This is a genomic window from Nitratiruptor tergarcus DSM 16512, assembly GCF_027946175.1.
Lineage (GTDB): Bacteria > Campylobacterota > Campylobacteria > Campylobacterales > Nitratiruptoraceae > Nitratiruptor > Nitratiruptor tergarcus.
Genome location: NZ_AP026671.1, coordinates 1264914 through 1286482, shown reverse-complemented (window position 1 = coordinate 1286482; position 21569 = coordinate 1264914). Strand labels below are relative to the sequence as shown.

At 39.0% G+C, this 21569-nt stretch carries 18 protein-coding genes and 1 other RNA gene; 13 read left to right on the top strand and 6 right to left on the bottom strand.

The features are described from left to right. The first annotated feature begins 2 nt into the window (after positions 1-2). The 10 genes from hemN (at position 3) to NITER_RS06635 (ending at position 12487) form a co-directional block, all read left to right on the top strand. Positions 3-1370 carry an oxygen-independent coproporphyrinogen III oxidase gene (hemN, locus tag NITER_RS06680; protein WP_084275281.1) on the top strand — a complete coding sequence of 456 codons (1368 nt, stop codon included), beginning with the start codon at positions 3-5 and terminating at the stop codon, positions 1368-1370. Further along, the gene (locus NITER_RS06675; protein WP_084275282.1) at positions 1367-3562 is read left to right on the top strand and encodes a PD-(D/E)XK nuclease family protein; all 2196 of its coding nucleotides are present in this window, start codon (positions 1367-1369) and stop codon (positions 3560-3562) included. The genes hemN and NITER_RS06675 overlap by 4 nt, the downstream gene beginning before the upstream one ends. After that, positions 3559-6138: a RecB-like helicase gene (locus tag NITER_RS06670; RefSeq protein WP_084275283.1), complete on the top strand. Its 2580-nt coding sequence runs from the start codon at positions 3559-3561 to the stop codon at positions 6136-6138. Before NITER_RS06675 ends, NITER_RS06670 begins: the two co-directional genes overlap by 4 nt. Beyond that, positions 6113-7414 carry a heterodisulfide reductase-related iron-sulfur binding cluster gene (locus tag NITER_RS06665; RefSeq protein WP_084275284.1) on the top strand — a complete coding sequence of 434 codons (1302 nt, stop codon included), beginning with the start codon at positions 6113-6115 and terminating at the stop codon, positions 7412-7414. Before NITER_RS06670 ends, NITER_RS06665 begins: the two co-directional genes overlap by 26 nt. A gap of 49 nt (positions 7415-7463) precedes the next feature. Then, positions 7464-8213 carry a carbonic anhydrase gene (locus tag NITER_RS06660; RefSeq protein ID WP_084275285.1) on the top strand — a complete coding sequence of 250 codons (750 nt, stop codon included), beginning with the start codon at positions 7464-7466 and terminating at the stop codon, positions 8211-8213. A gap of 69 nt (positions 8214-8282) precedes the next feature. After that, positions 8283-9755 (top strand): methyl-accepting chemotaxis protein, encoded by a 1473-nt coding sequence (locus NITER_RS06655; protein ID WP_231988932.1) that lies wholly within the window; start codon positions 8283-8285, stop codon positions 9753-9755. 44 nt (positions 9756-9799) lie between these two features. After that, on the top strand, positions 9800-10630 hold the full coding sequence (gene lgt / locus NITER_RS06650; RefSeq protein ID WP_084275287.1) for a prolipoprotein diacylglyceryl transferase: 831 nt from the start codon (positions 9800-9802) through the stop codon (positions 10628-10630). Continuing rightward, positions 10605-11207: a UPF0323 family lipoprotein gene (locus tag NITER_RS06645; protein ID WP_084275288.1), complete on the top strand. Its 603-nt coding sequence runs from the start codon at positions 10605-10607 to the stop codon at positions 11205-11207. The genes lgt and NITER_RS06645 overlap by 26 nt, the downstream gene beginning before the upstream one ends. A gap of 1 nt (position 11208) precedes the next feature. After that, positions 11209-11337, top strand: coding sequence for a hypothetical protein (locus NITER_RS06640; RefSeq protein WP_269456997.1), 129 nt, complete (start codon positions 11209-11211; stop codon positions 11335-11337). After that, positions 11315-12487, top strand: coding sequence for a glutathionylspermidine synthase family protein (locus tag NITER_RS06635; protein WP_084276568.1), 1173 nt, complete (start codon positions 11315-11317; stop codon positions 12485-12487). Before NITER_RS06640 ends, NITER_RS06635 begins: the two co-directional genes overlap by 23 nt. Here NITER_RS06635 and NITER_RS06630 read toward each other — a convergent pair. From NITER_RS06630 to panB, 3 genes are read right to left on the bottom strand one after another with little or no spacing between them, the layout of a single operon-like run. Continuing rightward, complete coding sequence (locus NITER_RS06630; protein WP_084275289.1) at positions 12484-13521, bottom strand: AI-2E family transporter; 1038 nt, start codon at positions 13519-13521, stop codon at positions 12484-12486. The genes NITER_RS06635 and NITER_RS06630 overlap by 4 nt on opposite strands. Before the next feature lie 9 nt (positions 13522-13530). Continuing rightward, positions 13531-14538 carry a Holliday junction branch migration DNA helicase RuvB gene (gene ruvB / locus NITER_RS06625; RefSeq protein WP_084275290.1) on the bottom strand — a complete coding sequence of 336 codons (1008 nt, stop codon included), beginning with the start codon at positions 14536-14538 and terminating at the stop codon, positions 13531-13533. Next, on the bottom strand, positions 14538-15317 hold the full coding sequence (gene panB / locus NITER_RS06620) for a 3-methyl-2-oxobutanoate hydroxymethyltransferase (RefSeq protein WP_197685292.1): 780 nt from the start codon (positions 15315-15317) through the stop codon (positions 14538-14540). Before panB ends, ruvB begins: the two co-directional genes overlap by 1 nt. Positions 15318-15391: 74 nt before the next feature. On the opposite strand from panB, the gene trpA reads away from it, so the two are divergent. From trpA to NITER_RS06605, 3 genes are all read left to right on the top strand, one after another. Beyond that, positions 15392-16132, top strand: coding sequence for a tryptophan synthase subunit alpha (trpA, locus tag NITER_RS06615; RefSeq protein WP_084275292.1), 741 nt, complete (start codon positions 15392-15394; stop codon positions 16130-16132). A 19-nt stretch (positions 16133-16151) separates the two neighbouring features. Next, positions 16152-16525, top strand: a transfer-messenger RNA (tmRNA) gene (gene ssrA / locus NITER_RS06610). 244 nt (positions 16526-16769) lie between these two features. Next, the gene (locus NITER_RS06605) at positions 16770-18881 is read left to right on the top strand and encodes a serpin family protein (protein ID WP_084275293.1); all 2112 of its coding nucleotides are present in this window, start codon (positions 16770-16772) and stop codon (positions 18879-18881) included. Here the strand turns inward: NITER_RS06605 and NITER_RS06600 are convergent. Genes NITER_RS06600 through NITER_RS06590 form a run of 3 tightly spaced genes read right to left on the bottom strand, consistent with a single transcriptional unit; the run spans position 18878 to position 21562 of the window. Further along, a complete protein-coding gene (locus NITER_RS06600; protein ID WP_084275294.1) occupies positions 18878-19369 on the bottom strand; it encodes a hypothetical protein in 492 nt (163 codons plus the stop codon). The genes NITER_RS06605 and NITER_RS06600 overlap by 4 nt on opposite strands. Beyond that, on the bottom strand, positions 19287-21221 hold the full coding sequence (locus tag NITER_RS06595; protein ID WP_084275295.1) for an ATP-binding protein: 1935 nt from the start codon (positions 21219-21221) through the stop codon (positions 19287-19289). The genes NITER_RS06600 and NITER_RS06595 overlap by 83 nt, the downstream gene beginning before the upstream one ends. Then, positions 21221-21562 (bottom strand): DUF2853 family protein, encoded by a 342-nt coding sequence (locus NITER_RS06590; RefSeq protein WP_084275296.1) that lies wholly within the window; start codon positions 21560-21562, stop codon positions 21221-21223. The genes NITER_RS06595 and NITER_RS06590 overlap by 1 nt, the downstream gene beginning before the upstream one ends. Positions 21563-21569 lie beyond the last annotated feature (7 nt).

The following is a 21569-nucleotide window of genomic DNA, read 5'->3' as shown; positions in this document are numbered from 1 at the left end:
TAATGATAGATTTTGAGAAATTCGTCAAATACTCTCGTCCAGGTCCCCGCTATACAAGCTATCCCACTGCTGTGGAGTTTAGTGAAGATTTTACTTATGAAGAGTATATACAAAGCCTAGAAAATCAAGACTCGCAAAAACCTCTTTCACTCTATTTTCACCTGCCATTTTGCCGCAGTGCTTGCTACTTTTGTGGTTGCAATGTTGTGTTCACATCAAAAGAGGAGAAAAAAGATCGCTATATAGAGTATCTCAAAAAAGAGCTACAAATATTGCAGCGTCATCTCGATACCTCAAGAGAGGTCATTCAGCTCCATTTTGGAGGAGGGACGCCTACCTTTTTTTCACCTGAGCAACTCCAAATCATTATTGAAGAGATAAAAAAGGTATTCCCTCACTGGAGCAAAGAGGCTGAGGTAAGCTGCGAAATAGATCCGAGATTCCTCAGCGAAGATCATATGCGAACCCTTGCAGCAGGGGGATTTAATAGAGTCAGTTTTGGTGTGCAAGATTTTAATGAAAAGGTGCAGCAAGCAGTTCATCGCCTGCAAAGTTTTGAGGTAACAAAAAACGCAGTAGATCTTGCTCGAAAATATGGTATGCAAAGCGTCAATATCGATCTTATCTATGGGCTTCCTTATCAAACTCTTGAGAGCTTTAAAGAGACACTTGCAAAGACTTTGGAGCTCGATCCCGATCGCCTTGCAGTCTTTAACTACGCCCATGTGCCCTGGCTCAAAAAGACAATGCGCAAAATTGATGAGACCACACTCCCAACTCCTGAAGTAAAGCTTGCCATCCTCAAATATACAATCGACTTTTTTACAACGCATGGGTATAAGATGATTGGAATGGATCACTTTGCAAAACCTGAAGATGAGCTCTTTCAAGCAATTGAAAAAGGAGAGCTTCATCGAAACTTCCAAGGTTACACCACAAAAGGGGGAGCAGATTTAATAGGAATAGGGCTTACTAGTATTGGTGAGGGTGAAGACTACTATGCACAAAATTATAAAGAGATGCAGCTCTATGAAGAAGCGGTTGATAGCGGAAAGCTTCCTTACCATAGAGGCGTAAAACTCACATTTGATGATAGAGTACGCAAAGCTGTTATTATGGAGCTCATGGCAAACTTCAAGCTTGATATTCCTCGCATAGAAAAAGAGTTTAATATCGATTTTCAAGAGTACTTTGCTGATGCTTTACAAGAACTCAAAGAGTTTGAAGAACAAGATCTTGTAAAAGTAAGTGACAAAGCAATTGAAGTAAGTCCAACGGGAACATTACTCATACGCAATATCGTTATGCCTTTTGATGCTTATATGAAAAAGCATGGCGAAGGCAAGAAGGTTTTTAGCAAGACAGTATGAAACTTCTCGTCTTTACTACTCAAAGGGAGCTACGTCAATATGCTGCTAAGCATCCGCAGCGCCTTTTGCCAAAGCTGCTGACAATCGGTGATTTCCTTGATAGAGCGATACTGAGTGAGTATGTATTTGTTCAAGAGGAGCTACGCAGCTACTATTTTTACCAGGCATGTAAGGATGTTGAATTAGAAAAACTGGGTATTGAGAAGAGTTTTGAGAAGTTTTTGCATGAAGGGGATCTGCTTTACGCTTTTTTGAAAGAGATGTTTTTAGAAAGAGTCGATTTTGATTCGCTTCAAAGCAGTGATACCTATGCAGAATATAGTGAGCATCTTGCGATCCTCCAAGAGATCCGCAGTAACTATAAAAATATTTTGCACTCTCAGGGGCTAACAGATATTATTGTGCTTGATGAGTACTGGATAAATAATGATTATTTCAATGAGTTTGAAGAGATAGAGATACATCTTAGTGGCTATCTTACCCGTTTTGATAGGGAGGTTTTAGCAAAAATTACAACTCCTTGGCGTATTGAGTTCTTGGTAAGTCCATTTAATCTCCCTTTGGCTAAAAAGATGTTTGCTATTCAAAAGCCAGGAAGATACACTATTACAAAAGAGAGTGTAATACACTCTTCAAAAGAGCTTCCAAAGTTAGAAAAGATCGAATACTCTGCATTTAGTGAGCGCATTGAGCAGTGTAACTATGTTTTTGCAAAGATTGAAGAGTTTGTACGCAGTGGTATCAAGCCAGAAAATATTGTTGTCATTTTACCACAGGCAGATTTTAAGGAGTTTTTAGAGAGTTTTGATAGATTGGAAAACCTCAATTTCAGTATGGGAGAGAGCTTTATCTACTCTCCACTCTATCGTAAGCTTGAAGCACTCTATCGATATATCTATCTTTATGAAGAGGAGTATGGTGCAAAACTTACAGATGAAGATATTGAGGAGTTTAAAAAGATAAGCTCCTGGAGCGAACTGCAAAGCTATCTTTTTGCAAAAGCCAGTGATAAAGAGAAGAGAGTCATTGAAGAGGATCTCTTCCGTTTTGATAGATTTATGCAAAAGATCGATATCTCTTTGGAGTTTGTTGTAAAGTTGCTGCTCCAAAGACTGCAAAGTTTGAGCTTTGATGATATACGAGGTGGAAAAGTCACTGTTATGGAGGTATTGGAGAGCAGAGGAACGCAGTTTGATGGAGTAATCATCGTTGATTTCAATGAAGAGTTTGTCCCGCAAATTTCCCAAGAGGATCTTTTTCTCAACACAGCTACAAGAAAACATGCCAAACTGCCTACAACTGCAGAGAAAAAGTCGTTGCAAAAGCACTACTACTATAGATTGCTTATGGGTGCAAAGAGAGCTGCGGTAAGTTTTGTCAAAAGTGATGTAAGTGATGCAAGCAGATTTTTATGGGAGCTGCCTTTTATAAAAGAGGAAGAACCTCCTTTGCGCTTTGCACATGTGCTTTACCGCCAAACAAGACAGCCCTCAGTATTTGAAATAGTAGAGGATTTCGCACCACCAACTAAGCTCTCTCCTACAATGCTAGAAATTCTTTTAAAATGTCCCTTGCGCTACTATCTTCACTATCATAAAGCTATAAAAGCTCCACAAGTGGGGTATCGAGGCATATCTATTCACAGTGCAATAGAAGAGGCTATCAAACGATCTCCAAAAAATCCGCAGGAGTATTTTGCATTCATTTGGCAAGCGCTTGTACGAGGAGTCTCGCAGTACGAGAGATATAGGCTCACTACTGAGTGGTATAAACCTCTTCAGAAATTTGCCCAAGAGGATTTTATTCACTTGCAAGGTGAAGTGGAGACAGAGGTGCAAAAAAGTAGAGTATTGGAGGGCGTAGAGCTTTTTGCTAGAGCAGATCGGGTTGTAAAAAAGGATGATGGAGTCTATATATTTGATTATAAAACAAACAAAACCTCAAACTATCTCAATGATTACAACAAGGATGCTGCAAAGCTTCAAGCGGAGTTTTATGCCTATATCTGGCAAACAGAGAGAGTCTACTTTTGGGATCTGCGCAATACGAAACTTCAACGTTTCGATACTACGCACAGCAAAGAGAAACTCAAAAATGCACTCGATAAAATCTGCACGCAGACAGTAAAGAGCCAAGAGAGAGATGTATGCCGCTACTGTCCATATAAATTTGGCTGCAAGGGTGAAGTATGAGAGAGTTATTGGCACTAAAAGCTAGTGCAGGAACAGGGAAAACCTATGCCTTGGCTTTGCGTTATCTCGCACGGCTTTTTCAGGGATCTTCACCCTATGATGTGCTAGCAATTACATTTACTAATAAAGCAGCCAACGAGATGCGAGAGCGTGTGGCAGAGTTTTTAAAAAACATGGATGAAGAGCTTCTTTGTAATCTCTCCAAAGTAGCTGGCATTGCGCAAGAGGAGCTACTAAAAAGCAGAGAAAAAGTTTTGCAAAAATTTATGCATGAAGATCTTTTGATCATGACAATTGATGCTTTTGTGCAAAAGATTTTACGCAAATTTGCCTACTATGGAGGAGTTGCAACCGATTTTGAAGTAACAGAAAAGATTGATCTTTTTGAAGAGTTTATTGAATCGATGGATGAGAATGAATTAAAAGAGTTCATCTCTTTTACTCTATGGCACGGCAGTAAACTGGAGCAGTTTTTTTCATTACTTTATGAAAAAGATAAAGAGTTACCATTACAAGCTCCTAAGCCTTTACAGGACAATACACAAAAAGTACTGCAGCTTTACCACAAAATAGCTGCGCATGTGCAAGAGTTTGGAAGTGATGCAAAAAAGAGGCTTTTTAAGCAGGTAGAGAGTATCGATGAATTTGTAAAAACCTCTAACGGTATTCGTTCGTGGCTCAAAGAGAATAGTTGCAAGATCCCAGGAGTAAAAAAATGTGAAGAGATTGAAACAGTTTTTCAAGATCTCAAAAGGGAGCTCAGAGACTATTTTGCCTATAAAGAGTCTCAATTCCTCGCGCAACTCTTTCATTTTTATTGGCGTTTTCGCGCTATGCGTTTATCATTTATCAAAAAAGAGAACATCCTCTCTTTTACCGATATTAAGCATATCACTTATGATCTTTTGCAGCATTCATTGCAAAAAGATTTTCTCTATTTTCGTCTTGATAGCCGCTTAGCACATATTATGATTGATGAGTTTCAAGATACTTCTGTGGAGGATTGGGAAATATTTGAACCTCTTGTAGATGAGATAGCTGCGGGAGAGGGAGCTAAAGATTTTCGCAGTTTTTTCTATGTGGGAGATACGAAACAGTCTATTTATGGATTTCGTGGTGGGATGCCAGAGCTTTTTGATTATGTAGCGCAGCGCTACAGTATGGATATAGAAGAGCTTAATGTCAATTATCGCTCAAAAAAAGAGATTGTAGCCTATGTAAATGAGGAGTTCGGACTTCATCAAAAATGGAAAAAAGATGGTGGCTATGTAGAGGTGTGTGAAAGTGAAGATATACTCCAAACACTCAAAGAAAAACTTCAGATGCTTTTTGATGCAGGAGTTGCGAGTAAAGATATTGCCATCTTGGTGCCTACAAATAAGGATATTTTAAAAGTAGCAGATTTTATAGAAGAAACCTTTGGGATACGTCCTCTTACAAGCACATCGAAACTCATTATTCACCAACCATTTGCAAGAGCGGTTATTGAAGCTATCAAGTACCTTGCTAATAATGAAAACACTCTTGCTCACTTTCATTTTTGCGCAGTAGCTGGAGTGAGTGATATTGAGCAGATGGAGCTTGATAAGCCAGTACATCTTATTCGCAAAATCTGTGATCGCTACGGGTTATGGGATGCATCGACTGTAGCATTGATGCAAGAGGCTCTCATGTATAAAGATATTGAAGAGTTTTTGCTTGGTATTGAAGGCTCAACCACACAGATGCCAAATAGCAGTAGCGGTATGGAGGTTTTGACAATCCATAAATCAAAAGGGCTCGATTTTGCCCACACTATTGTGCTTGATGTCATAGGTGTAGATAGACCAAGAAGCGAGAGTGTTATATTTGAGTATGATGGGGTGAAGTTGCAGGGACTGCGGTTACGCCAGCAAGGAAGAGAGTATTTTGATGAGGAGTATGCAAAAGTTTTAGAAAAGGTGCAAGAAAAAGAGAAAGCAGAGCTGCGCAATGTGGCCTATGTTGCGCTTACGCGGGCAGTAAATTCACTCATTGTACTTAAAAAACCAAAAAGCAGACGTTTTGGATTTTTGCATACTACTAAAAGAGGTGCAATCGAGGTAGCATCATCTTCGCAAGACTCTTTAGAAGTAGAGCCGTTTGCATACCCACTCCAGTTTTTTGGCAAGCAGGAGTTTTTAGAAGAGCAAGAGTATAAGCCAAACGACTATGAGGCAATATACAAAGGAGAGGCCTACCATAAAAGTTTTGAGATCGGGTGTGACTATGTCAAGAGTAGGTATGCACTTTTTCATGAGCTAGATGATTTGGAAAAGCGAGTAAAAGAAGCAAGAGAGAAGATTGAAAAATTGTTTAAAGGAGATTTTTACAAAGAGATCCCCTTTGTGCATGGAGAGAGGCTTGGTATAATTGATCTCTTGATTGAAGATGAGGATAGCTTTATTGTTATCGATTATAAAAGCACTAAACCAGCAGATGAGAGCACCTATATAAAGCAGGTTACATTTTATAAAGATGCGGTAGCTGCGATTACTGGTAAAAAGGTGCAAGGATTTCTCTACTATCTCGATGAAAATATTCTCAAAAAGGTATAAAGTGTTTGAGTTTACTAAAGTAAGCCAGGATTGCATCAAGTGTGGAAAGTGTATTCCTACGTGTACTATCCACCAAGTAAATCCAGATGAAGTAACAAGTCCCAGGGGATTTATCGAGCTTTTGGGCGATTATGAAAAAGGGCAACTAGAGCTTGACAAGACCGCAAAAGATATCTTTGAGAGCTGCTTTTTGTGTACAAACTGTGTCGATGTATGCCCTAACTCCTTGCCAACAGATATGGTAATAGAAGAGGTGCGCGCCGATATCGCCAAAAAATATGGAATTGCATGGTATAAAAGAGCCTTTTTTTGGCTGCTGCGCCACCGCACGATGATGGATATTTTTAGTAAACTTGGATTTGTCTTTAAAAGCTGTGCTTTAGCTCCTGATCCAAAAGGGCGGGGGTTACTAGCGAAATTTAATCTTCCGATGCTTAAAAAAGGGCGCTTGTTGCCCTCTATGAAGAGTGTAAGTTTTCTTAATAAATATCCAGAGCATCTCAATGAAGGGAAGAAGAAAAAAGTAGCAATATTTATTGGGTGCTTAGCAAACTATAACTATACTGAAATTGGAGATAGCCTTGTTGCTATTCTCAAAGCTTTAGATTATGAGATCTTTATCCCCAAAAAGCAGCTTTGCTGTGGTGCTCCAGCATATTTTACTGGTGATTTTGATACAGTAGGGTATCTTACAAAAAGAAATATTGAGTATTTTGAGAGTTTTATAGATGAAGTGGAAGCAATAATAGTTCCAGAAGCTACCTGTAGTGCAATGATCAAACACGATTGGGAGGTTTACTTTCGCAATAGAGGTGAAGAGGAGTGGGCTAAGAGGGCAGCAAAACTTAATGAAAAAATCTTTCTTGCTACTCAATGGCTCTATGAGCAAACGCCACTTTTGCAAATTTTACAAGAGCGTGGGAAGAAGCTGCCAACAAGTGTGACGTATCACGATCCATGCCATGCGCGCAAAGTGCAAGGTATCTGGAGGGAACCAAGAGCACTTTTGGCACAAAACTTTACTATCAAAGAGATGGAAGATCCTAACCGCTGCTGCGGCTTTGGAGGTGTGACCATACAGTCTGAGAAGTATCATTTAGCCGAGGCTGCAGGAAAGCCAAAAGCTGCTATGATAGAGCAAAGTGGAGCAGATGTTGTAGCTGCAGAGTGTAGTGCCTGTCGCGTACAACTAAGTAATGCATTAGTACAAGCTAGAAGTGATGTGATTTTTAAAAATCCAATTGAGCTCATAGCCGAAGCTTTAAAAGAGGATTAAATTACAACTATATATAATTATTGCTGTAAAAAATAAAAAGGAAGTGATAATGAAAAAAGTGTTTGTCATAGCAGGAATTCTAACGGGACTGCTCTTTGCAGGAGTAAGTGGTGAAGGGCATCATGCAGAACATAAGCATTGGGGATATAGTGGAAGCGAAGGACCAAAGCACTGGGGTGAAATAGATCCCAAATTTCGTATGTGTAAATTTGGTGTTAATCAATCACCAGTAGATATGACAAGATTTATTGAAGCTAAGCTTCCAAAGCTTCAAATCATCTATGCAGGCATTAGCCAAAATGTAGTGAACAATGGGCATACTATAAAAGTGACAACCCAAGGGAAAAATGAAGTAGTGGTAGATGGAATACCTTTTGTACTTTTGCAGTACCATTTCCATACTCCAAGCGAAAATACAATAAATGGAAAGCATTTTCCAATGGAGGCGCATTTTGTACACAAAAGTAAAGATGGTGAGTATCTTGTTATTGCTTTGATGTTTAAAGAAGGAAAGAAAAATAGAGCTTTAGAGAAGGTTTTAACATATCTTGATCCAAAAGTAGGACATAAGCAGCCTCTTAAAGAGATGTTCAATCCTGGTGATTTTTTTCCAAAAAAGCTTGACTACTACCGCTATGATGGATCTTTTACTACCCCTCCATGTACAGAAGGTGTACGCTGGATAGTACTCAAAAATGCAGTTGAAGCATCAAAAGAGCAGATTGCGAAAATGCACAAAATCATGGGAAGCAATAATCGTCCTACGCAGCCACTTCATGCTAGAGTCATCCTCAAATAGTTTTCATAATTTATCTTAAATTTTTGTCCAACCTTTTCGATAATGGTAAAAAACGAAAAAGGTTGGGCAATGAAACAGATATCCTCATTACAGAAGATCCAATATGCAAATATAATATCTATTGTTCTGTTTTCTATTTCGCTGGGTTTTGAAGTTTACAAAAATGGATTTAATGCCATTTTTGTACTCAATATTGTCAATTTCATCTGTGCGATTATCATATTTTTAAGTGTGATAAATATTCGTAAATCCCTCAATACCATATCCTTGGTTTTACAAAAAGCCAAAGGAGGGATATTCAAATATGATGTGAGCATCAATGATACAGGAACACTCAAAAATATGTTTGAAAATCTTATGGGATTTATGCACCAGGTGGAAGGCTTCTTGACAGATGTTAATGGTGTATTGAAAAGCTTAGAGCAGAAGCATTTTACGAAACTCGATGAAAAAAAATATCAAGGAATATTCAAAAGTATTGCTCAATCAATTAATACCTCTGTAGATAATATGATGGTAAAAGAGAAATTTGTTGAAAAGGAGAAGCTCAACTCCAAAGTGGGGCAGCTTGGAGGAGGAGTTGCTGGAGGTTTATCTATTATTAAACAAGATCTTTTGGGTTCAATCGATAAGGTAAAAGATATTGTAGAAAATAGTAACGAGATATCAAGTAATTCAAAAGAGGTTTCACATGCACTTGATGAGATTGTAACAAAGCTTAACAATCTCATTGATATGGTAAAAGAGTCCCATACTGTTATAGAAAAGCTCAATCAAAAGACGGAAAATGTTAATAATATTATTAAACTCATTGATGATATTGCAGATCAGACCAATCTCCTAGCACTTAATGCTGCTATAGAAGCAGCCCGCGCAGGAGAGATGGGTAAAGGTTTTACGGTCGTTGCTGAAGAGGTACGCAAATTAGCAGAAAAGACCCAGCAATCTACTGATGAGGTACGAGGTGTACTTAATGAGTTGCAAGTAGAGAGTCAAAATAGTATGAATAATTCTGCAAAAATGGAGCGTATTGCTAATGAGTCTGCTGTTGTGCTTGGAAAATTTCGCACATCCATTGATGAGTTTACCGAAAATGCCCTCAAAACAACCACGCTAGCGAATTTAATACAAAATATCCTGACAATTACGAAGTTCAAGCTAGATCACATTATTTATAAAAATAAAGTGGTATATCGCAACTTCTTTAGTGCACAAATTGAGACTCCATATACAGATGAACATCATTGCGATTTTGGTAAATGGTATTACGGTGAGGGTAAAAAACTCTATGGTATTTTAGACGTCTATAAACAGATAGAAAAACCGCATAAAACTATTCATGACTACTCAAAACGTATTATAGATCTTGTGCAAAAACCAGATTTTGAAGAGTATCTTATTGAGCATCAAGATCAGATTTATAAAGAGTTTCAAGAGCTTGAAACTACTTCAGAGACACTTTTCAAACTGCTCGATAAATTGTTGGAGAGTTATGAGCAAAAAGTGATGAGCGAGGAAGAGATACAGCAAGCTGCTGCCTAAATATTTTTCGCTATAATTCCTTGAATTTTCATTCAAGGAAGTAGATGGAGTTTTGGCAGCATATTTACGAGCATTTCGATCCTGTAGCATTTCATATTTTTGGTTTTCCTGTTCATTGGTATGGGATCATGTATGTGCTTGCACTCCTCACAGCACTTTTCTTTGCTGAATGGCTTGTAAAGCATGATCGTCTCCCTTTTTCCAAAAAAGAGCTTGATATCTATTTTATCTGGGTTGAAGTGGGAGTGATTTTAGGTGCAAGACTTGGCTTTATTCTCTTTTACGATCCTCATACATCGTACTACCTTACCCATCCCTGGCAAATTTTCAATCCATTTCTCAACGGTCATTTTGTAGGAATTAGAGGATTTAGCTACCATGGGGCAATAATAGGGTTTTTACTAGGAACATATTTCTATGCAAAGAAGTATCACAAAAACTTTTGGCAACTTCTTGACTTGGCTGCAGTTTCTGTTCCTGTAGGATATATTTTTGGCCGTATTGGCAACTTTTTAAACCAAGAGCTTATAGGACGTGCTACTGATGTGTCTTGGGGTATCTACGTAGGAGATGTCTTGCGGCACCCTTCACAGCTCTATGAAGCATTTTTTGAAGGTTTTGTACTTTTTGTTATTCTTTTTTGGTATAGAAAACATAAACACTTCGATGGAGAGCTGATAGCGTTGTATGGATTTTTCTATGGACTCTTTCGATTTTTAATAGAGTTTTTCAGGGAGCCCGATATGCAGCTTGGATTTATCTGTTGTGGCTGGATGACAATGGGACAACTGCTGTGCCTTGCGATGATGGGTACAGCCATAATTCTTTATATCTATTTGAGGAGGAGAGGTGAAGTTACTCAAACAAGTTTCTAGTTATGCTATGGTGGGAGGATTGGGTGCTCTACTAGTTTTAGGACTTACAGGGTGTGAAGAGAAGCAGCAGCATAAAGAGACTAACGCTTTTAGCGAAGCTGCGAAGAAGCAGGGGGCTTTTGTTGTTATTGAAGAGACAGCTCCTGGAGAGTATAAGATAGCTGAAGAGTATCCAAGCAGTACAACGCGAGTGATATTGCGTGAACTCAATGGCAAAGAGCGAATCTTAAGTGAAGAGGAGCTTGATAAACTGGTTGCCCAAGAAGCAAAAAAGATTGAAGCAAACCAAAGTCCTCTTGTTAATCCAGAGCTTCATAGTGGGATGAGCTTAGGTGAGGTGATATTGGCAAGTGCTGCAGGAGCTATTATTGGAAGCTGGCTTGGAAACAAACTTTTTAACAATCCTACATATCAGCAAAGAAGAGAGCAGACTTTTAAAAATCCAAGTGCCTACCAAAGAAGCGTGAAAAGTTTTCAAAAGGCGCAGACACCTAAAAAGAGTTCTAATGTAAAAAGTGGCTTTTTCAAAAAGTCTACTCCATCTACAAAACGATCATTTTTTGGATTTGGAGGCTAAGATGAATGATACACATATGATAGGTCTTTATGCTACATTTTTTTTCATGATCATTCTTGCTATTATGCCCTATGTGGTCATTAAATATATGAAAAAGTGTGGTAGAGATAGTGAAGTTAAAAAAGATTAAGCCTCTTGATAAAGGGTATCTAGAAAGTATTGGCTTTGTCTGGCATACTGATAGTGATGGGAGTGATTATGTAGCTGATGAGGTGCTTGTAATCACTGAGGAAGAGGCAAAAGGGTATGCAGATGCGGCAAATGAGCTCTATGATATGTTTGTTGAAGCTGGAGAGTATGTAATAAAAAACAATCTTTTCTTTGAGATAGGGATCCCTTTTAACTTAGTGGATCTTATCAAGCAGAGCTGGGAAGAGGATGTGCACTGGCATCTGTATGGAAGGTTTGATTTTGCAGGTGGCATAGATGGTAAACCTATTAAGCTTCTTGAATTTAACGCAGATACCCCAACATCTTTGTTTGAGACTGCAATCTTGCAATGGGCAATGCTTAAATACAACCAACTTGAAGAAGCAAAACAGTTTAATTTTATCTATGAGGCTTTGCGTGACAATTTTAAACGACTTGTGACATTGGATGTAAGCCAATTTGAGGAGCTCTATCAGAGTTGGAAGATTCTTTTTAGCTCTATTAGAGGAAGTTTAGAGGATGAAAACACTACAAGACTTCTTGAAGTTATTGCAGCTGAAGCTGGATTTGCTACGCATTTTTGCTATGCAGATGAGGTCGGCTTTTCGGAGGATGGGATTTTTTGTCAAGACAAGGGTTATGAATACTGGTTTAAGCTTATTCCTTGGGAAAATATCGCTATCGAAGAGCCAGAACTTGCCCTTTTGCTTACTGAAATTGTAAAGCATCATCAAGCAATTATTCTCAATCCTGCCTATACGCTTCTTTTTCAAAGCAAAGGAATGCTCAAAATCCTTTGGGATCTCTTTCCCAATCACCCTTTATTGCTTGAGACATCTTTTGAGCCTTTACAAGATCGTTCCTATGTAGAGAAAAAATGTTTTGGAAGAGAGGGAGCAAACACTACAATTTACGATGCCAATGGAAATATAGTGGCTAAAAGAGATGGAGATTATGAAAGCTTCCCATCTATCTATCAAGAGTATGTTGAACTTCCTAAGGATTCATTAGGTAGAAAATATCAAGCTGGAGTCTTTTTTGCTTTTGAGGCGTGCGGTGTAGGATTTCGCAGGGGTGGCGAAATCATTGATAATATAAGCAAGTTTGTAGCGCATATGGTAGAAAATTAACTCTTCAGGGCAAGTTTTGGATAGAGGTTAAGTACACTTATCATAAGTGTAATAACTGCAGGTCCTATAATCATGCCCCAAAAGCCATAGCTAGAGAGCCCTGCAATAATTGAGAAGAATATAAGAAGCTCATTGACGCGGGTGTGCTCCTCTTCACTCATGATATCATCAATATATTTAATAATGATAGGTTTTATAAATGTATCTGCAATAACAGATATAACTATGATGGAGTAGAGTGCCAACACTATAGCTCCAGAGGTGTTGCCACTAAAGTAGAGATCTATACTCACAGGCAGCCACATCAGCATCCCGCCAACTACCGGTATCAAAGATGAAAAGCCATAGAGGATCCCAAAAAGAAGACCGTTGTATCCATAAATGTGGGCAATAATTCCAAAAAGTGCTCCTTCAAAAATAGCAGTAGCAATGATTGAATTGAATACGACCCCCATTACGCCCGTAAGGTTTTCAAAGATGGTAATGCTGTCTTCAGAACGCAATGGGATAATGCGTTGAAAATATTGGAGCAGATCTTTTCCATAGAGATTTGCAAAAAAGTAAAAAATAAGTATCAAAAGCGTATCTTTTATAAAATTTGCACTTTTGGTTCCCAAAAATGTAGCAGTAGAGATGAGCCAATTGATAATTTTATTGACATCAAGTTGCGCGGTATACTCGTGCATATTAATAGAGGAGAGCCAGTTTTGGGAGGCAATAGTTGACTCTATCAACTTTTTTGTCTCTGTGATTGTTTGTTTGAGGTGAGTAAAGTCGATTTGTGCCACAAAAGTAGCAGCATTTGTAATGATGTAGATAAGTGGTGCAAAAAAGAGCACACCAAGTATTATAGTGCTTAAAAGTGCTGGTAAGATTCTCCCTGGAAATTTTAATAGCAAAAAGCGATGTATTTTGTACGTAGCGAGTGCAAGAAGAGTGGCTATGGTGATATTGCCAATAAAGGGTGAGAAGACTTTAAAAAGATAGTAGCCTATGACAACAATTAAAATTCCAAGAAAATGGATAGGTTTCATATATTCCACCTAAAAAAGTGTTGATTGGATATTTGGTGAGAGCTTAAGTAGCTCATAGGTTTTGAGAGTTGCTACTCTTCCTCTTGCTGTACGCTCAATAAAACCATTGGCTAGCAAAAATGGTTCAATCACATCTTCAATAGTGCCTTCATCTTCGCTTAAAGCTGCTGCAATAGTACTAAGACCCAAAGGTTTGCCTTTTGCTTCTGCAAGCAGCTTAAGAAGGCGCAGATCCAATTCATCAAATCCACGCTCATCTACTCCTAAAGCCTCCAGTGCTTCAAGTGTACGGTTATGGAGGATTTTCTCTTCATCGGCTACATCTGCAAAATCTCTTACACGTTTGAGGAGGCGTAGAGCTATTCGAGGAGTACCCCGGCTACGTTTTGCTATCTCAACTGCAGCGTCTTCTTCAATACTTTTGCCAAGTTTTTTTGCAGCATTATCAATGATACGAGAGAGTTCTTCGGGAGTATAAAACTCTAAGCGAAAATGCATCCCAAAACGATCGCGCAAAGGAGAGCTAAGCATTCCTGCACGTGTTGTTGCACCTATGAGAGTAAAACGAGGTAGATCGATTTTGATAGTCTGTGCTGCAGGACCACTTCCAATAATAATGTCGAGTCTAAAATCTTCCATAGCTGGATAGAGGATCTCTTCAATTGCTGGCGAGAGTCTATGAATTTCATCAATAAAGAGGATATCTCCCTCTTCAAGATTGGTAAGGATTGCTGCCAAGTCACCGCTCTTTTCAATCATCGGGGCAGCTGTGATTTTAATATTGCTTTGCATCTGGCTTGCTATGATATTAGCAAGTGTGGTTTTACCAAGTCCAGGCGGACCAAAAAAGAGGATATGATCGAGGCTTTCACCTCTTTTCTTTGCTGCTTCAATAAAAACTTTGAGATTTTTTTTGATCTTTTCTTGACCAATATATTCATTCCACGTAGCGGGTCGCAGTCTGTTTTCAAAGCTTGATTCTTCACTAAATTTTTCTACTTCTATTATACGTTCCATCAGTAGCTATAATCCTTTGTAGGAAATCTACCGTTTTTGACCTCTTGCGCATACGCCGCTACAGCCTCTTTGACAAGTTTTGCCCCATTGAGGTAGCGCTTGACAAATTTTGGCTTGAAATCTTCAAAAAATCCTAGCATATCGCTCCATACAAGTACTTGTCCATCGACATCTTTTCCAGCTCCTATACCAATGACAGGAACTTCTACACTTGCAGTGATATCTTTGGCAATGTCAGCTTTAACGCCCTCTAAAATAATGGCAAATACTCCTGCATCCTCGAGTGCTTTTGCATCTTCTATGAGTTTATCTTTATTGTTTGCTACTTTGTATCCGCCTGCTCCTCGCACATGCTGTGGTAAGAGCCCGATATGACCCATGACAGCAATACCATTTTTGGTAAGATGGGAGACAATATGGCACTTTTCTTTACCGCCTTCTAGTTTTACTGCATCAGCATAACTCTCTTGATAGACTCTTATAGCATTTTTGAGCGCATCTTTTTTGTTCGTATAGCTGCCATAAGGCATATCAAAAATAGTAAAACTTTCAGGCGCGCCTGCACATACAGCTTGGGTATGATAGAGCATCTGCTCCATTGAAGCAGAGAGGGTATCTGGTTTGGCTGCAAAAATCATATTGAGGCTATCACCTACTAAGATCATATCTACTAAAGGTGAAAAAAGCTTTGCAAAAAGAGCATCGTATGCAGTAATCATGACGAGTTTTTCACTATTTTTAGCAGCTTTGATAGTATCAATTGTGTGCTTTTTCGCCATATCCTCCCCTTTGTGAACTAAATTCATTTTATCAAAAAAAGTGTATAATTACAATCAAAAAGCAAAGGATTGCAGTGAAGAGACTCGTAGGCTACATAACAAGTGGATATCCCGATAAGAATTTTACTATCGATCTCATTTTGGCCATGAAAGAAAAGGGGCTTGATAGTGTGGAACTGGGTATTCCTTTTAGCGACCCTGTCGCCGATGGTCCTGTGATCGAAGAGGCAAATATGAGGGCATTGCAAAAGGGGTTTAAATTTGCTGATGTACTCGATATTACACGCGCTGTAGCCAACGAGGTGGATACATTGTGGATGGGTTATTTCAATCCTTTTTACCATAGAGGTGTGCAAAGAAGCATAGATGAAGCAAAAGAGTTGGGAACAAGTGGTTTTATTATTCCAGATCTTCCTTATGAAGAGGCGATTGCATATAAACCACTTTTTGATGAAAAGGGTATTGCACTTATTGATTTTGTTGCACCAACAGATACAAAAGAGCGTATTGAAATTATCTGCAAAGATGCGAGGAAATTTATCTATCTTGTTGCATATGCTGGAATTACTGGAGCACAAAAGAGTGAAGATCTCTCTCAAATAATTGCATGGATCCGAGAGACTACCGAAACTCCAGTCTATATAGGGTTTGGCGTGAATGAAAAGACAGCAAAAGAGAAAGCAAAAGATGTAGACGGGGTTATTGTTGGAAGTGCTTTTGTAAAAATTTTACTAGATGAAGCCTTGACAAATAGCCAAAAAATTGCTAAAATAGCCGAGCTTTCAGGAAAGATTAAGGAATTAATCAACTCCTAGGCTGGTTGCCCCATAGTATGGGGGTGACATGGCTTCGACGGGAGCAGTCGGTCATAGGCTGCGTGCCGGCTTGAGGAACGCCGTAAAAACTCCTCAAAAAAATAGACGCAAACAATACAGATTACAGACCGGCTTACGCAGTAGCTGCGTAAGTTAAGAAACTTACGGTCCCTCGCACCTATCCCTGCCCTCTGGGATAGGATTTTGTGGGGTCACATGCAAGAGGGCTTGGATAAGCGGTTGCCTAGCCGCTTATCGACACTTTGAGGCTGGACTACTGCAGGTTTCGGGCGCTGAGCCTGTAGTAGTCGAGATCAATCAGCGCTGCTACGCACGTAGAGGCCTATGGTCGGTTGTTTCCGGACTCGGGTTCGATTCCCGACACCTCCACCAGAATGTATCGAATCTACACATACTATCCAAATCTCCCTTCATTAACATACTTTTAACAAAATTTTTGCTATTATTTACTTCAAGGAAGTGTAACTCTTTTGAGTCGCTACTTCTGTAATGGTGCTGCAGATTTTGGTGTTGGGTTGCTTCCCAATGCCAAATCTCACTATTTGTCTCTCTTATAACTCTCCACTAACAGTTATATAGTTATAATCTTGTATACCCTACCAAAGAAGGATCTTCCATGAGACATTTATGGTTACTGTTTGTGCTGGTTTTTTCGCTATTTGCTGAATTTCATCCTTTAAGTTTACAATATAGGAGTTTTAATCTTTCTGGGAAATTCAAATATTTTGCTTTTTATCCCGAAACTTCTCAAAATAGTGCCTATAACTGGGTTTATGAGACACCCAGAGGAAACTGCTATAGATTGCATGGTGTAACGCCAAGCCGAACTAATGTTTTTGGCTGGAAAAAGATAAATCTCTCTTGCGATACTCCACCAGTGTGGCTTTTTTACTACATTGGAGATCTTGATAATGATGGGGATACGCGGTTTGATTTTATTGCTATTTCTGCAGACACAAAAAACAAGAGAGTATATAGATTGCTTCCAGTGGAGCCAGGAGACTTTTTTCGCTATGAAGATTTAGGATTTTTTAATTACACGCTTTTACCAAACTCGATAAGTTTCTCTCAAGGCTTTATTAAATATTTGGGATTAAAACGCAATCACGAATATAGAAATCTGCCAAAGTTTCAGGTATTTACTCACTACCAAGAGGCAAAAGATGCAGGGTTTGATTATCCTATCGATTTTACAAGTTACAAGCTGCTTTTGTATAAAATAGTGCAAACAAGCGGTTCAAATCGCATTATTTTTAAGGATCCACAATTTTTTGGTGGTGTGATAAAGATCCCAGTAAAAATTATACGACCAGAGATTGGCACTGCCGACATGGCATATTACATAGCTGCTTTTGCAGTGAGTAAAGATACACAAAAAGTGGTCTTTGATTATGGCAACAGAGAAGATGTAGCTTTACTGCAGCAAATAACTTCTTGTGATGATGAACCGCAAGCACCAGTATGTGGGTTGAAGCAGATTGAATGCATTACAACACCTTGTGAACCGCTACAACAGACATATCCCAACTACTGTGTACTCAAAGCAGATTCACAGGCTCGCTTTTTGCATAGTGGATCATGTGAAAATATCAAAGAGACAAACAGAACAAAACTTGCAACATCTATCTATCAATTTGGCATGCATCTAACACAAAAGCTTTACGATGGGCAAAATCTTTTTATCTCTCCTTTTAGTATTGTAGGGGTGTTGGATATGCTCTACTTTGGAGCTCATGATGAGAGTCGCACGCAAATAAGAAAAGCTTTAGACTATCCATCAAATCTTGCCATTGGCGATTCGTATGAAGAGCTGCAAAAGCAGCTGCAGGTTCGTGATGCTACACTGGCTGTTGCAAATGCTGCATGGGTAGAGCAAAAATTTCATCTTTATAAAAGTTATCGCTATTTGATAGAGGATCTCTTTGATGCTTCCATTTATAGTGCAAACTTTTTAGAAAAAAGCGAAGAGGTACGCCAAGAGATAAATAGTTGGGTTGAAGAGAAGACGCATGAGAAGATCAAAGACCTCTTACCACAAGGATCAGTACAACAAGATACAAGAATGGTGCTTGTCAATGCCCTTTATTTTTATGGCAAATGGCAAAAGGAGTTCAATAAAACAAAAACAGAAAAAGAGCCTTTTTATGTTGCATCGCAAGAGAGTATCCAAGTGGATATGATGAATATGGAGGGTGATTTTAATGTTAGTGAAATGGATGGATTTCGTGCGCTAGAGTTGCCCTATAAAAATGCAGAGCTGAGCATGTGGCTCTTTTTGCCAAATGAAGATTTTAATATACAAGGACTTTTAGAAAATCTCTCCAAAACATCTATGCAGCAAATTAATAGTACAAAAAGAGAGATGTTTGATGTACTGTTTAAAATGCCAAAATTTAAACTCACTTGGGGGACAAAAAATATTGTTGAAGAGTTGCAAGCATTGGGTATTGTAGATATTTTTGATCCTGTACGTGCTGACCTCTCTTTACTTGGCAAGCCTATCAATCCAAATGCAAATCTTTTTGTAAGTGGTATCTTTCACAAAACTTTCATTGAAGTAACAGAAGAGGGAAGTGAAGCCGCAGCAGCCACAGCCACTACTATAGTAGAGACATCAGCGCAGATACCACCTGTTTATACTTTCTATTGCGACAAACCTTTTGTTTTTATGATTGTGCACAATAAAACCCTTACACCTCTTTTTATGGGTGTAGTGAGCAGGCCTTAGGCCTGTTTCCACACAAGCTGCAGATTAATTTTGATTTCGTTTTTACGTGGTTTGATGTAGAACTCTTTGAGTGAATAGTTTTGCAGCGTATATTTTTCTTCAAGCTTATCTAGTTCTTTTTCAAGTTCTTCTTGAAGCGTTCCTATCTCCTCTTCTAGATCTTTTATACGCTTTTCTACTATCTTTATGTCATCATACTCACTGTATGCCCGTTTTGCTTTAGAGAGTGTTGAGCCAGCTTTAGAGATGGTTGAACTTTTTACTCTTTTGCGCCCAAAGAGAGAATCAAGCAGTGTCATTCCAAGGGATATGATAGTATCTGTTGTTTTGCTTTTTGCCTCCTCTTTCTCTTTTTGCAGTTTCTCATAGAGGCGATCAAGCTTTTGATGGAGGCGTTTGAGTTTACTATCGTAGCGTTTTTGGATCTTTTCTCTCTTGCTCTTGTAAATCGCGTAAAAGTGCTCTTGCTCTTGCTTGGAAATCTTCAAGAGATTCATCCAGATGTGATTCGATACCAAGTTTGGGTATTTTGTAAAGAGTAAGGCGTTTTTTGAGATAGAGCTCATCGCGCAATCTTTTTTTAAGAGCTGTCCACCCACTTTTTTGTAAAAGTTCTGATGGAAGATCTGCATACATAGCATTTGATGGAGCTTGTGTGCTCAACTCTTTTGCATCACATGGCTCTGTATCTGCAAGGCTGATATTTTCTGCCTCAAACTCATAGCAAAGCTCTTGAGTAAAATCTATACCTCTTGGGGCACTATAGTAGTGCAGTGTTGCTTGTGTACGTATAAAGGGTAAAAAGTTAAAAGATGCTACACCTGGATTGTAGATCTCAAAGAGTTGTGTAACTCCTTGAGGTACTAAGGCTTTGAGAGAGAGAGAAGGGGTATGAGTGATTTTTTGTTTTTGCTGTTGTGTGGTTCTGTCTGTTTGCTTTTTTTTAGGAGCCATCAGTTTTGCCACTTCCTCTTTACTCAGTGGTCCTTTGAGGTAACTGAGCACCCATCTAGTTTTGAATATCTCAAGATTTTCTTTGTGGATACTGCGCAGCAAGAATGTGCGTTTTGGAAGATTGGATAAAATCTTTTCTATGGTCTGCTTATCGAGTGCATCAGGACTATTTTTTAAAAGTCCATCAATGACGCGGGCAATATCCTGTTTTGTTTGCAATCTTCCCAAAAACCATGTACCGATATTTGCCAAACCCTTGTAGTCGATATCTACTGGGTTTTGAGTAGAGAGCACTGCTCCTATACCAAAAGCACGTGCCTGCTTGAGAAGAAGCAGCATCGGCTCTTTGGATGGAGGATTTGCATTTGGAGGGAAATAGCCAAAAATCTCATCCATATAGAGAAGCGCTCGAAGGGTAGATGTTCCACTTTGCGTGCGCATCCAGGATATGAGTTTATTGAGCAAGAAAGTGACAAAAAACATACGTTCATTGTCATTGAGGTGGGAAATATACATAATGCTCAGACGCGGTTTTCCCTCATCAGTGTAGAGGAGTTTTGCAATATCTAGAGGCTCTCCCACTATCCAGTTGCTAAAAGAAGGGCTAGAGATGAGATTGTTGAGCTGTAAAGCCAATTGCGTGCGCTCCCTTACTGGATAAAATCCCTCGAGAGGTAAGACTCCTATCTTTTTAAAAGGGGGATTAATGATATTGGCGATAAGCTCTTCAAGAGTTATACTTGCCCCTTTTTTCCAGTAAAAATCGAGAATATTGCATAGAAGTATGAATTCATTTGAAGCTTTTTCTTGATTTTTGCCAAGGAGTGCAAGGAGTGAGCTGGCACTTGATGAGAGGAGATAGCTATAGCTATCGATATCATCACGTATCTCTTTGCTTGGTGCATCAAAAGAGGAGAGAATTGAGAGTTGTACACCTGCGCTGCTGCCCGGCGTATATATTGTAAAGTCGGCAGCATTTTTCAGTCGCTTTATGCGCGATGCGTCTTGGTAAAAGCTCTCTATCCCCTCTTTCCACATAGAAGAAATTTTTGCAGCATACTCTTCGATGCTAAGACCGCTTTTTTGTGCCTCAAGTGGATCTACCCATGGCGCAAACTCTTTAGCAGAGAGGTTCTTAAAAGTTAAGAGCAGATTGCCCATATCACCTTTTGGATCTATAATGAGAGCTGGGATCTTATCGATTGCAGCCTCTTCAAGGAGCCCGATACCAAGACCGGTTTTGCCGCTACCTGTCATGCCGATGATAGCGGCGTGGGTGGTAAAATCTTTGCTTTTTATGAGCTCTAATAGTCCTGTCTCTTCCCCTTTTTGATCTACTTGCTTACCAAGGTAAAAAAGACCTAGTTTTTCAAAAAGCTCTTGCATTAGATATAGAGGGACTCTTTATTAAATTTTTTCACAAGAAAGTAGTAAAAAAGTGCACGATACTTATTGCGATTAGAGCTTCCCATTTTTTCACAAACCTCTTTGATAGCCTTATCAAGCTCTTCATCACTTTTATCAAGACCTAGTTTCATTTTAAGAAAATTTTTGCGTACTCGTTCAAGTTCACTCTCGCTTGAGCAAGAGACTATTTCAGAATCTTTTTTATAGATTGAAGGGCCAAGACTTCTTGTTATCTTTTCAAGAAGCTCTTCATCAAAATTTGGCTCGATCTCTTTCATCTTCTCTTTATAAAGAGCTATCTTTTCTTCAAGCTTATTCATCTGCGCT